This window comes from Shewanella sp. SM87 (genome assembly GCF_025653705.1).
GTDB classification, from domain to species: Bacteria; Pseudomonadota; Gammaproteobacteria; order Enterobacterales; family Shewanellaceae; genus Shewanella; species Shewanella oncorhynchi.
This window is the reverse complement of record NZ_JAKKSC010000014.1, coordinates 48,543-61,578: the sequence shown is the minus strand read 5'-3', so window position 1 is coordinate 61,578 and position 13,036 is coordinate 48,543. Positions and strand designations below refer to the sequence as shown.

General features: G+C 45.8%; 9 protein-coding genes. 3 read left to right on the top strand and 6 right to left on the bottom strand.

The features are described from left to right. Positions 1 to 15: 15 nt before the first annotated feature. The 5 genes from L5M11_RS12700 to L5M11_RS12680 form a co-directional block, all read right to left on the bottom strand. The gene (locus tag L5M11_RS12700) at positions 16 to 1,752 is read right to left on the bottom strand and encodes a hypothetical protein (RefSeq protein WP_263192290.1); all 1,737 of its coding nucleotides are present in this window, start codon (positions 1,750 to 1,752) and stop codon (positions 16 to 18) included. Between the two features lie 402 nt (positions 1,753 to 2,154). Next, entirely contained in the window at positions 2,155 to 2,940 is a 786-nt protein-coding gene (gene mtgA, locus L5M11_RS12695; protein ID WP_105251581.1) for a monofunctional biosynthetic peptidoglycan transglycosylase, read from the bottom strand. Positions 2,941 to 3,697: 757 nt separating this feature from the next. Further along, positions 3,698 to 4,480 carry a phosphoadenylyl-sulfate reductase gene (locus L5M11_RS12690; RefSeq protein WP_263192287.1) on the bottom strand — a complete coding sequence of 261 codons (783 nt, stop codon included), beginning with the start codon at positions 4,478 to 4,480 and terminating at the stop codon, positions 3,698 to 3,700. Beyond that, positions 4,473 to 6,170, bottom strand: a complete 1,698-nt coding sequence (gene cysI / locus L5M11_RS12685) for an assimilatory sulfite reductase (NADPH) hemoprotein subunit (RefSeq protein WP_263192286.1) — start codon at positions 6,168 to 6,170, stop codon at positions 4,473 to 4,475. The genes L5M11_RS12690 and cysI overlap by 8 nt, the downstream gene beginning before the upstream one ends. Positions 6,171 to 6,269: 99 nt before the next feature. Beyond that, positions 6,270 to 8,069, bottom strand: coding sequence for an assimilatory sulfite reductase (NADPH) flavoprotein subunit (locus L5M11_RS12680; RefSeq protein WP_263192285.1), 1,800 nt, complete (start codon positions 8,067 to 8,069; stop codon positions 6,270 to 6,272). A gap of 419 nt (positions 8,070 to 8,488) precedes the next feature. Here L5M11_RS12680 and L5M11_RS12675 point away from each other — a divergent pair, with 419 nt between their 5' ends. The 3 genes from L5M11_RS12675 to L5M11_RS12665 all read left to right on the top strand — a co-directional run bounded on the left by L5M11_RS12675 (position 8,489) and on the right by L5M11_RS12665 (position 12,113). Further along, the gene (locus L5M11_RS12675) at positions 8,489 to 10,015 is read left to right on the top strand and encodes a Re/Si-specific NAD(P)(+) transhydrogenase subunit alpha (RefSeq protein ID WP_263192284.1); all 1,527 of its coding nucleotides are present in this window, start codon (positions 8,489 to 8,491) and stop codon (positions 10,013 to 10,015) included. A gap of 11 nt (positions 10,016 to 10,026) precedes the next feature. After that, on the top strand, positions 10,027 to 11,511 hold the full coding sequence (pntB, locus tag L5M11_RS12670; RefSeq protein ID WP_105251576.1) for a Re/Si-specific NAD(P)(+) transhydrogenase subunit beta: 1,485 nt from the start codon (positions 10,027 to 10,029) through the stop codon (positions 11,509 to 11,511). A gap of 221 nt (positions 11,512 to 11,732) precedes the next feature. After that, complete coding sequence (locus tag L5M11_RS12665; RefSeq protein ID WP_173496775.1) at positions 11,733 to 12,113, top strand: hypothetical protein; 381 nt, start codon at positions 11,733 to 11,735, stop codon at positions 12,111 to 12,113. A 195-nt stretch (positions 12,114 to 12,308) separates the two neighbouring features. Here the strand turns inward: L5M11_RS12665 and L5M11_RS12660 are convergent, their stop codons facing one another. Further along, positions 12,309 to 12,893, bottom strand: a complete 585-nt coding sequence (locus L5M11_RS12660) for a hypothetical protein (protein WP_131524277.1) — start codon at positions 12,891 to 12,893, stop codon at positions 12,309 to 12,311. Between the last annotated feature and the right edge of the window lie 143 nt (positions 12,894 to 13,036).

Sequence of the window (13,036 nt, the reverse complement as noted above, 5' to 3'; positions counted from 1 at the left end):
GAGTTTACTAACGCATTACTTCTTTTCAGTCGCTTTAGAATTGGCGACTGAACCTATGACCAAGCCTTGCTTATTCACATCAAAGCTCATTTGAACTCGCATGTTGTAATCTTTAAGCATTTGCATTTCTTCAGGGATCGGCTCACCGCTCATTTCTAACAGTGTAAGCACTGGCGTAAACATCTTGCCGTAATCAGCAGACAAGCTGTACATGCCATTAGCTGACAGTTTCTCGCCTGCTAATTTGTTGGCTAAAGCCAAGCCTTTATCACCGCTATACACCACTAAATGTTGGCCTTTAATCGCCAGCATTGGCTTAACACCTAACTCTGGAGGCAACATCAATATTGGAGATAAATCAGTAGCATCGCCGTTATCGGCTAATTGCACTTCAGCCAGCATAGGGGCGAAAGGTTTGACCATATTGAACAACATGGATGGGTTTTCGGCGCTAAGGCTGACTAACGCATCTAAGCTTTCTAACTTAGGCTCTTGATCTTGTGTGCTCATTTTAAAATCGAGCAATGAAACGCTCATGCCTTTCACACCGTTCGCCATGCCAGTAAACATGCCTAGCATAGCTGGGCTCTGTTGGCTCAACTCAGCCTGCAACTCTGCCAATGGTGCACAGGTCAGTTGTGGCTTTTGCAGATCATCCCAAATAGCCGTTAATGAAGGGGTAATTTCATTGATATCTAGACCTATTCCCATGGAGAAGATAGTGCTGTCGATATCCGCCAGATGCGATGGAATAAAACCACGCATCTTTTGCATTGCCGCAAGAATAGGTTGATTCTTCGTTTCGACAACAAATGAAGCCGCCATATGGCTTTCTTTTTCCGTCACAGAAAACGCCGTTAAACCAGCAACAGTACGCGACCAGTTAGCGGCAATCGCAGTCAGTTCGGTACGACATTCTGGTGTTCTGATTTGAGCTAATGGATCTTCACCCGCACTTTCATCAGCAAAAAATTGAGTCAGTTGCTTAGCTAGCATATTGCTATCTGCAGAGGTCAATGCCTTTACAATTTCCACATGATTAATAAAGCTAATGCTGTCATCTTTAAAACCATGGGTCTTAATAATATCTTCTAATATGCCAGAAGCGGCTAATGACTGCGGCGCCTTCTTAATACCAAATGCCATTTCTAATAACTCAGGCTCGGTAATAGAGGTACTGAAAGTCATCGTTAATATGCCATCTTTCTGGGCAAATAGCAGTTCAGCTTTCTCTTCTGAGCTTTCATCCGATAGTGCATAAGCGCGATAATCAACATCGCCCACTTTACGCATTTCGTGGGTTACACCACTGTCTTTTTCGGCTTTATCTAATACAGCCCAAAATGCTTCAGCCTGATTAACATCAATCTTTAATACTGGCAAAGCACCTAAAGTATAAATATAAGGTTTAACTTCATCGGGGAAACCGAAGGTTTTTAACAGTAAGGCAGGATCTTTCATCCCATCCATATACTGCTGATAAATGCTAACGAAGAACTTGCCCATAGGGCTATCCTGCACACCGAGTTCATCAAGCGTGTTACTTGGATATTGCTGATAATTTCCAGAAATAGACTGTAAATACGCTTTTAACGGGAAGGGTTTTAACTGGCCCGAAAATATCGGCGTATCGGCAGGCACATAGTCGAGCAAAGGATTAGCAGAGGCACTAGAACCCGCGCCATTCTGCATATACCAATAACCACCAGCACCTGCTGCAATAATTGCCGCGGCAATCACAATCTTTTTCATTTAAGAAACTCCATTTAATGACATTCAATTTTATGAAAACAATACCTAAAGAACTCACCTTAGGTATTTAAATATTTATCCGCTCTTACATATCCCTTACGCAGATAATGCAAAATCAGAAAACGCAACGACTCAGCCCTACGCAATACAAACCCAGTTTAAAATGCTTAGGCTAAGCGAAACTAAGGTATAAAATTTTCCCGATAATTTAACATTAAACCGACACAGAAGCGAACAGGATAGGAGTTCGCAGCATTAAAAACGTATTAGAACTAACGTTTATTCAACATGATTCCAATCTTATTTCAATTCGGTAATAAAACATCTCAAAGTCATCGACGATTAAGCAAAGAACCCAATGACAAATTAAGCTCATCTCACTCAAACTGCCTCACCAGAGCGTCATCGTGCTTCGTGGACTTTTTTAAGCGTGACGTCACCTAGCTGGCGCATTTGCTTACGGATCCAAGCTGAGCGCTGCTGCACATAGGATGACGGTGGAGACACCTTATAGCGCCAAGGATTGGGTAAAATGGCTGCGAGTAATGAGGCCTCGTATTGGGTAAGTTTTGCCGCTGACTTTCCAAAATAATGCTTTGATGCCGCTTCGGCGCCGTAAATACCTGGGCCAAATTCTACAATATTTAAATACACTTCAAGAATACGCGACTTATCCCAAGTCAACTCCATCAATAACGTAAACCAAGCTTCCAATCCCTTACGAAAGAAACTGCGACTCGACCACATAAAAAGGTTTTTCGCCGCCTGCTGACTTAAGGTACTTGCCCCGCGGACTTTGGTACCTTTTTGGTTGTATTTCAGTGCCGAACTTATCGCGGCTAAATCGAATCCAGTATGCTCAACAAAACGTTGATCTTCCGCAGCAATCACAGCCAATTGTAATTCTGGAGAAATTTGCGCTAAATCGCGCCATTGATGCCTGATCTCACCGATAGGAGCAGGTGGAAATAAGGCACGTTCGATACGCCAAGTCCACATAGGAGGATCGACAAATCGTAGTAGGATCACTAATAAAATTGAGCAAATAAATGCCCAAACTAATCCCTTAAATAACCAAGACAATAAACGACGAAAACCACGCTTTCGTCTCTGAGGTGCTGGGTCACTCGACTTATTAACACTTGGACGCCTGACATGATCTCGCATCGCATATAAAGGGGCCGTCATTTATACCATCTCATCCACACACTCTCATTTCTTGTTTCTCATCTATCCAGTCAAGCCATCCCATTGCAAGGATTCTTTGGGGCAACCTAGGCTTACAGAAAATATTCTAAAGCTTTACGCGAGTTGCAAGCTGATCATGCTACGAGAGTAAAGGAAACACCAAGGATATCTTACTCGATAATCAAAGATAGGTTGAGAAATAACCATAACAAGAACAAATCACTATTAGAGATTAACTGGGGTCGACTTAACTTGACCTCGGCAGCTTTGACGACAGCTGACCGAGGTAATGATGGCTGATTAACGAGAGCTAGCAAGTCAATCAAACTGCTTGATACTCGCAGGTGCGAGTCAGGTTTTCAACGCTTTCACTGCATCCAATTAAGCCATATCAATACACAGCAAACCCAGCCCATAAATACCGATATACAACAACTTAACCTCATAAAAGACATGAATTATGTCAATTAACGCAGTAAAACGCTTCAAAACCATCTACGGGAACTTCAAAATATAGCGCAGGCTTAACCAATGTGCATAACTCTGTGAGTAAAAATGTACAACATTTTTAGCATTTAAAAATGAATGCAAACTAACTCTATGAATATCAATCTATCTTAGTTAAATGACGCTTAAATGACATCACTTAGCTTCCTCGACAGTCCAGAGTATTAAATTCAATCCCACTTATCTTAAAATGATAAAAAAACGCCCCAAACTAAGTTGAGGCGTTTAATATTTAAAATCAATAAAATGACTAGATTTCGTAGTGCAGACCACACTCACGTTGTAGGCCATTAAAGCGAGTTTCTTCCTCTGTCATGCCTAATTCGAGTGGTTTACTCGAATGGGTATCCCCCACAGAAACATAGCCTTGGTCCCAAAGTGGATGGTACGGCAAGTCAAATTGCGTCAGATAGAGGTGAACATCTTTATTCGACCACTCGATAATTGGCAGTAGCTTAAAGCGCGTGCCATGAATCGCCAGTATCGGCAACGCCTCACGGGTACTGGCTTGGCTGCGTCTAAGCCCTGCAAACCAAGTGCCGACCTCAAGCTCGGCTAAAGCGCGTTGCATAGGCTCAACTTTGTTTAACCGGTTGTATTGCTCTAGTCCGTTTACCCCTTGCTCCCACAACTGACCAAATCGCGCCTCCTGCCATGCCGATGTCATCACTGCTTGGTACACTTTTAAATTCAGCGATAAACGCTCTGTCAGCTCGTCGATAAACTGATAAGTCTCAGGGAATAAATAACCCGTATCCGTGAGAATAACCGGAATATTCGCCTGTGCCTGACTCATCATATGTAGCATTACAGCGGCTTGGATCCCAAAGCTTGAGGACAGCGCATGATTACCGGGCAAATAAGTTAAGCCCCATAGCACTCGCTCTTGTGCGCTTAATCCACCTAAGAACTGATTAATACGTTCAAGCTCTATCGCTTGCTCTGCCTTAGGCGCACTCAATAATGCCTTGAGTTCGGCAGCGCTGACCACAGTCGGCACTTTATCACTGGTTTTTTGCTCAATATCAGCCATGAAAATCCTTAGCGGCATCGATCACCGCCTTCACTACGCCCACGCGGACGGTGAAGTTACCGAAGGTTTCGCCAGCATCACGCTCAACGGCGTAGCGGCCAAACAGGGCATCCAATTCGGCGAGAATGTCCGCCTCTTGGATATTTTCTCTGTGCATCTTGTTCAGACGAGTCCCTTCAAAGCTTGCACCTAAGTACAAGTTATAACGACCCGGCGCCTTACCCACAAGACCAATTTCAGCGGCAAATGGGCGGGCACAACCGTTTGGACAACCCGTCATACGCACCACAATCGCTTGCTCGCTGATGCCGTGTTTTGCCTGTAGCGCATCGATATGATCGATAAACTCAGGGAAATAACGCTCGGCTTCCGCCATCGCTAATGGACACGTCGGCAACGCCACACAGGCAATCGAGTGACCGCGAGTTTGCGTCAACACTTGGCCCAGCAGACCATGTTTACGGGCTAAACCTTCAATCGTGGCTTTATCTTCCGCTGCGACGCCTGCGATGATCATGTTTTGATTCGAGGTCATGCGGAAATCGCCCTTGTGGATCTTAGCGATTTCACGCAGCCCCGTTTGCAGGGTTTGGCCTGGTAAATCTTTAATACGACCGCTTTCGATAAATAGGGTTAAATGCCACTTACCATCAACACCTTCGACCCAACCATAACGATCGCCGCGATCGCCAATCACTACCTCACGCTTAGGTTCAAACTTCACCCCAGCACGCAGTTCAACTTCGGCTTTAAATTTCTCATAGCCGTGGTCAACGATTGTGTATTTAAGGCGCGAGCGCTTACGATTAGAGCGATTGCCCCAGTCACGTTGCACTGTCATGACAGCTTCGGCAAATTTCATCACGTCTTCAGTTTTGATAAAACCAAAGTCGTCTGCTAGGCGTGGAAAGGTTTCCACTTCGCCATGGGTCGAGCCCATGCCGCCGCCAGCCGTTAAATTAAAGCCAACCAACTCGCCATTTTCGGCAACAGCAATAAAGCCTAAATCGTTAGTGTAAACGTCAACATCGTTATCGGGAGGAACCGCTACCGCCATTTTAAATTTACGTGGCAGATAGGTTTTGCCATACACAGGTTCGACGGTTTCATCTTCGGTTGAGAGTAACTTTTCTTCATCTAACCAAATTTCGGCGTAGGCGCGAGTGTGGGGTAATAGATGATCAGACAGTTGTTTCGCCACTGCATAGGCCTGCTCGTGCAGTTTCGATTCCATCGGATTGGGGTTACACATCACGTTACGGTTAACGTCACCACAGGCAGCAATCGAATCCAGCGCTTCGCGATCTAAGTCTTGAATAATGGTCTTCAAGTTACGCTTAGGAATACCGTGGTATTGGAAGGTTTGACGGGTCGTCAAACGAATGCTGTTCGAGCTGGTGAGCGTCGAAGCAATTTTGTCTACGCCTAACCATTGCTGCGGAGAACAAATACCACCGGGTACACGGGCGCGCAACATAAAACTATATAAAGGTTCGAGTTTTTGCTCTTTACGTTCGTTACGTAAATCGCGGTCATCCTGCTGGTAGAAGCCATGAAATTTGATCAGCTGCTGATCGCCGTCACTGAAACTGCCAGTCACAGAAGAATCTAAACCTTCTTTGATGGTCCCTCGCAGGTAATCACTGTCGGTCTTTAGGTATTCGTTTAACGCTAATTTTTGCTCACTCATGGCAACTGCCTCTTAAAATTGGGTTAGCTGGCTGCACAGGTCATCACGTGTGCAGCTTTGGCTATTCTTATGCGTTTCTTATCTGTGCAACGGTTGAGATTAATACACGTCTTTTTGGTAACGTTTATCGCTGCGCAGGGTTTCAAAATAGGCTTCGGCAGCTTCGGTATTCAAACCACCGACTTCGACTGCCACCTCAATCAAGGCTTGGTGAACATCTTTGGCCATACGTTCAGCATCACCACAAATATAAAGATGCGCGCCATTTTGCAACCATTGCCACAGGGCTTGGCCTTGCTCTTTAATGCGGTGCTGCACATAAATCTTATGGGCTTGATCGCGTGAGAACGCCACGTCGATACGGCTGAGATCGCCATTTTTCAAATACTGTTGCCACTCAGTTTGATACAAGAAATCCTGCTCAAAGTGTGGATTGCCGAAGAATAACCAGCTATCGCCTTGAATACCTTGGGCTACGCGCTCCTGCATAAAGGCACGGAACGGCGCAACACCTGTACCAGGGCCCACCATGATCACCGGTGTTTCTGGATTTTCGGGTAAACGGAAATGCTTGTTCGACTCAACATAAACCTTAACTTGCGTGCCTTCCTGCGCAGACGCTAAGAAGTGTGACGCGCCGCCAAAACGTGCTGAGCCGTGGCGCTCATCTGCCACTAAGGCCACAGTTAAGTGGACTTCTGTTTCGACTTCGCTTTGACTTGAGGCGATAGAGTAAAGTCTTGGCGTTAATGGACGCAGTAGCTCAAGCAGTTTTGCTGCATTTAAGGTTACTGAGTTATTTGATAACGGATACTGAGTGACTAAATCGGCAAATTGATGCTTAAGGATAAAGTGGCGCACTTGTTCTTTATCTTCGCTCAATGCCAGCAGTTCTGCGCTGCCGCTCAATTCGGCCCATGCTTTGACTAATCCAGGGTATAACTGAGTCAATTCTTTCTTATCAACCAAAGCCTGCTTAAGGGACAAGGATTCAGTACCAAGGGTGACTAACTCATCGGCGGCTAATGACAAACCCGCTAAGACTTCATCGACTAAGACTTCGTTATTACTAAACCACACACCAAGGGCATCACCCGCTTGATAGGTTAAGCCTGAGTCGCCAAGGTCGATTTCAACATGGCGCACATCTCGGTCTGATCCACGGCCGGTAATTTTTTGGCTCACAAGCACTTCGGCGCTATAGGGGTTTTGCTTAGTAAATTCACTTTCGCCAATCGCTTTAGCGGTGCCGATGGATACCACACTGGCGGACGAGGTTTCGATTAGCGGCTTAACGGCCTCTAATACATCGGCGTGCCACTGGCCAGCGGCAGCTTCATAATCCACATCACATTCAATTAAAGGTAACAGTGATTTAGCACCGAGTGCTGCTAGGCGGGCATCGAAGTCTTTACCGGTTTGGCAGAAAAATTCATAGCTAGAATCCCCCAGCGCAAGCACAGAGTAATGTAGATTGTCTAACTTAGGGGCACGTTTCGATGCTAAAAACTTGTGTAATTCAATCGCATCATCCGGCGCTTCACCTTCACCATGGGTGCTGACCACCAATAAAAGCACAGCTTCTTGCTTTAATTGGCGAACATTGTATTCGCCCATTGAAGCCAGATTGACCGCATAACCTTGCGCTTGCGCCTTATCGGCGAGCGCTTTGGCGACACCACGGCCATTACCAGTTTGGCTGCCATAGAGGATAGTCACAGTTTGAGCCGTTTGCGCCTGCGCGACGGGCGCTAATTGGCCCGCATTAGCTGTAGCAGCAAGATAGCCACTCACCCAGGCCAATTGCACAGCACTTAACTCAGAAGTGAGTTGTTTTAGCTTCTCGACTTGTCCTTGAGACAATGGCGAAGCCAGCGATGAAAGTTCTTTTAACAACATGAGACGGCCCTATGACAGTGTAATGTCCACAAGCTTATCGCGGTTTAAGAAAAGCAAAAAAGAATAAAATAGGATTTTTAATTCCATTTTGGAATATACAAAGTGCAAAATTTAAGCTACAAAAGTGTGCACTGGTTAAAAGTTTTTGATCCGACCAGTGCAGAAACGGCCTGCTTGAGAAATATGCACTTGTGCCAAGCTAAAGTATTGCCACAATGGTCATGAGCCTGTCGAACAATAATTTCTGTTGCCCACAGAATAGTTTGTTTTAAAAACAAAAAGTGTCCATCCTAGATTGAATGCCCTAACTGACTCGAATCACCCGCCGAATAAACGCTGGTGACGACAGATTTTGCAGTTGAGTACGATGAAGGAAGAACAGCAGGCGGAACGATTATATAAACCATCAGGGAGTAGTCATGCAGATTGGAATACCGAGAGAAAGTCTCGCCGGTGAAACTAGGGTCGCCGCGACCCCAGCCACCGTTGAGCAGCTTAAAAAACTCGGCTTTGAAGTTGTTATTGAGGCCAATGCGGGTCAACTGTCAAGTTTCGATGATGCAGCTTTTGAAGCTGCGGGCGCGAAGGTGACAACAAACGTTTGGCAAGCCGATCTGATCTTTAAGGTCAATGCGCCAAGCGACGCCGAAATTGAACAAATCAAAGACGGGGCGACTATCGTCAGCTTTATTTGGCCCGCACAAAACCCTGAGCTGGTTGCGAAGTTAGCTAAACGTAAGATCAACGTGATGGCAATGGACATGGTGCCACGCATCTCCCGTGCCCAGTCACTTGATGCCCTCTCCTCTATGGCAAACATTGGTGGATATCGCGCCGTTGTTGAAGCCGCACATCAATTTGGCCGTTTCTTCACAGGCCAAATTACCGCTGCTGGTAAAGTACCGCCCGCCAAAGTGTTAGTCATTGGTGCTGGTGTAGCTGGCCTTGCCGCCATTGGTACAGCAGGATCGCTTGGCGCCATAGTGCGCGCCTTCGATACCCGCTTAGAAGTGGCCGAGCAAATCGAATCTATGGGCGGCCAATTCCTTAAACTGGATTTTGGTAACGAGGAAGGTGGTTCATCGGACGGTTATGCTAAAACCATGTCGGATGAATTTATTGCCGCCGAAATGGCACTGTTTGCCGAACAAGCCAAAGAAGTCGATATCATCATCACCACAGCGCTAATCCCTGGTCGTCCAGCGCCTAAGCTCATCACCAAAGCCATGGTTGATAGCATGAAGAGCGGCTCAGTGATCGTCGATTTAGCCGCTGCGACGGGTGGTAACTGCGAATACACGCAATCGGGTGAGCTGTTTGTTACTCCTAACGGCGTAAAAGTGATTGGTTATACCGACCTTCCCGGTCGTCTACCGGCGCAATCCTCACAGCTTTACGGCACTAACTTAGTCAACCTGATGAAGTTAATGTGTAAAGAAAAGGACGGCACAGCCAGCATCAACTTTGATGATGTAGTCATGCGCAATATGACAGTGATTAAAGAAGGTGAAGTGACCTTCCCGCCACCACCGATTTCTGTTTCTGCGGCGCCAGCAAAACCAGCGGCGAAAATCGAGCCGAAAAATACCACTCCGAAGGCACCATCTAAGCTCAAATACGTGCTCGCCGCCTTAGGCGTTGCAGGATTTGCTGCCGTGGCATCGGTAGCACCACCAGAGTTCCTGTCGCATTTCACAGTATTCTTGCTGTCCTGCGTTGTTGGCTATTACGTGGTATGGAACGTATCCCACTCACTGCATACGCCTCTAATGTCAGTCACTAACGCGATTTCGGGCATTATCGTGGTCGGCGCCCTACTGCAAATCGGTCAGGGTTCAACTTTGGTCACTGTACTGGCGTTTATCGCCGTGCTGATCGCCAGTATTAACATCTTCGGTGGCTTTACCGTCACTCAGCGCATGCTGAAGATGTTCCGTAAGGATTAAGGGGGTTTAACGTGTCTCAAGGACTGGTAACAGCAGCTTACATTATTGCCGCCATTCTCTTCATCTTCAGTCTCGCGGGACTGTCGAAGCAAGAGACGGCAAAACACGGCAATTTATTCGGTATCTTAGGTATGGCAATCGCCCTACTGGCTACCATTTTCAACCCCGATACTAACGGAATTGCGTGGATCTTAATCGCTATGGTGATTGGCGGCGCGATTGGTATCCGTTTAGCACTAAAAGTCGAAATGACTGAAATGCCTGAACTGGTTGCTATATTGCACAGCTTTGTGGGTATGGCCGCGGTATTAGTGGGTTTCAACAGTTTTATCGACTTACACCCACAGGAAGTCTCACAAGTCGTGGTGGCTGTCGGTGGTGATATCAATACGACCCTCGCCGCAGTACAAGATGCGCTAAGTGAAGCGGTGAAGACCGCCAGCAAAGAGCACCTCACTGGCGCTATGCTTAACATTCACTTGGTCGAAGTCTTCCTCGGGATCTTCATTGGTGCGGTGACCTTTACGGGTTCTATCGTTGCCTTTTGTAAGTTACGCGGACTGATTTCATCTAAACCTCTGATGCTGCCACATCGCCACAAGCTGAACCTAGTCGCAGTGCTAGTGTCTTTCGCCCTGTTGGTATACTTCGTACAGACAGGCGGCACTATGCCAGCACTGCTGTTGATGACCTTGATTGCCTTCGCCTTTGGCTGGCATTTAGTGGCATCCATTGGCGGCGCGGATATGCCAGTGGTTGTGTCTATGCTGAACTCCTACTCAGGTTGGGCAGCGGCAGCGGCAGGCTTTATGTTGTCGAACGACCTCTTGATTGTGGTCGGCGCGTTAGTGGGTTCATCGGGTGCTATTCTGTCTTACATCATGTGTAAGGCCATGAATCGCTCGTTTATTTCAGTTATCGCAGGTGGTTTTGGTACAGATGGTGTGGCCTCGACTGCCGATGAAGAAATGGGTGAATACCGTGAAACCAACGCCGAAGATGTGGCGGATATGCTGAAAAATGCCACTTCAGTCATCATCACTCCGGGTTACGGTATGGCAGTGGCGCAGGCGCAATATCCTGTTGCGGAAATCACTCAAAAACTACGTGATCGCGGCGTGAAAGTGCGTTTTGGTATCCATCCAGTTGCAGGTCGATTACCAGGCCATATGAACGTACTGCTCGCTGAAGCGAAAGTCCCCTACGATATCGTGCTCGAAATGGACGAAATCAACGAAGACTTTAAAGACACAGATGTTGTGCTCGTTATCGGCGCCAACGACACGGTTAACCCCGCGGCAATGGAAGATCCAGGCAGTCCAATCGCAGGTATGCCAGTGCTGGAAGTATGGAAAGCGCAAAACGTGATCGGCTTTAAACGTTCGATGAACACAGGTTATGCCGGCGTGCAAAACCCACTGTTCTTCAAAGAAAATACCCAAATGTTGTTTGGGGATGCTAAGGCCAGTGTTGAAGCCATTTTAAAGGCACTTTGAGCTTGATTTAATATCAACAGAGTAAAAATCGTTTAGGCGATAAACACTATTCTAAAGAAATGAAGGGAGCCAATGGCTCCCTTTCTTTTCACATTTTTTTAAGCCTATTAAGCTAGTCTCTGCGCCAATATGATGCGAGGCTTATCTGCCCCAAATGCTGATACGTTTAATGTAAGCTAAAACAGTAAGTTAAATCTAAAGCTGGTTTAAGGAAATAAGAAATGTTGCTTGGGCTGTTTATCCTATCTGCCGTATTAATCAAAACCTCATTACTCGGGCTTGGCTGGATATCGATTATCATCGGCCTGAGTGGGTACCTATTTTGTCGATGGTTTAATATCAAGTTAGATATCAAACTGATTGATAAATTTAAACGACTCTTTATCACTGGCGCGGCTCTGCATCTTCTCGTCTATATCGGCTTAATCACTAAGCTTTTCCTTATCGACAGCTTTGAAGACTTGCCCACATTCCTGATAAGTCACTTAGTCTTCCACCACGCAATCAGCGCCGTGATTGCTGCCGCATTAACCTTCTTGGCGATTCGCATCTATCTACAACAGCAAAAATTAACTCAAGCCTATCGACAGGAATTAAGCTAACTCAACAAGGTTTTGATGATAAATACCGACGGAGAAAATCTGACTAGATTCATCATTAGCTTAAGTGCCATAAAATAATGGGGACTAAAGCAGATCATGCAGAAGTGTTGTCAGCAACACTGAATTCATCAATGGATTCAAACATCAGGGATAAGAATGACCCCTGATGTTTGGGGGGAGCTAAGCCAAGATACGTTAGTCGACGGCAATATCGTTATCTTTAAGCTCTTTTGACAGGGTTTCATAATTCGTTTTGAGTTTTGGCAAAGTATCTTCTTTGATTTTACTCAATACATTTTGCAACTGATCCTTACCGTAAGAAACGCTATAGTGACGGGTTTCAATATTACTAATGATCTTCTCAGACTCTAAATACAAACGACGAATATCAGACAAAATATCACTCGGTGTTTCTAGCGCATTGGCAGAATAGCGCATGTTATCCCAGACAAATAATCCCATCTGCGGATGCATTTTCACTAAACTATTACTACTCACAGTCTCAACTGTGTCAGCGTAATGACTCAAGATTTCAACATTGTCACTCACTTCGTCATATAGGGCATGACGCAGATGATAGTTATTCTGCATATTGCTCAGGGCATCAAATTTAATTGCCTGTGACAACCCTTCTTGCGCGGCTAAATACACGCCAACAACAGTCGCAATGATTATAAAAATCTGACTCACCCAAAAACTGGTTTTGATAAGCTCAGTGTTATCAAGCTTAATGGTGCGTTTAGGCATATCTGCCTCATTAGAGATGGGGGTCATATCCATATGTTTTATCCTGTCAAATCAAGAGTACAAGGCAATATCACTAACTTAAATCATTATTGAGTGGTCATCCTACACTATTGGGGTATGACTTACCTCAGTACAAATCACGATTTTTACCCACAAAAAAGGAGCCATCTGGCTCC

Coding starts and splice junctions, on each gene's coding strand:
- L5M11_RS12700 (WP_263192290.1), bottom strand. CDS start 1,752: ATGAAAAAGATTGTGATTGCCGCGGCAATTATTGCAGCAGGTGCTGGT.
- mtgA (WP_105251581.1), bottom strand. CDS start 2,940: ATGACGGCCCCTTTATATGCGATGCGAGATCATGTCAGGCGTCCAAGT.
- L5M11_RS12690 (WP_263192287.1), bottom strand. CDS start 4,480: ATGGCTGATATTGAGCAAAAAACCAGTGATAAAGTGCCGACTGTGGTC.
- cysI (WP_263192286.1), bottom strand. CDS start 6,170: ATGAGTGAGCAAAAATTAGCGTTAAACGAATACCTAAAGACCGACAGT.
- L5M11_RS12680 (WP_263192285.1), bottom strand. CDS start 8,069: ATGTTGTTAAAAGAACTTTCATCGCTGGCTTCGCCATTGTCTCAAGGA.
- L5M11_RS12675 (WP_263192284.1), top strand. CDS start 8,489: ATGCAGATTGGAATACCGAGAGAAAGTCTCGCCGGTGAAACTAGGGTC.
- L5M11_RS12665 (WP_173496775.1), top strand. CDS start 11,733: ATGTTGCTTGGGCTGTTTATCCTATCTGCCGTATTAATCAAAACCTCA.
- L5M11_RS12660 (WP_131524277.1), bottom strand. CDS start 12,893: ATGGATATGACCCCCATCTCTAATGAGGCAGATATGCCTAAACGCACC.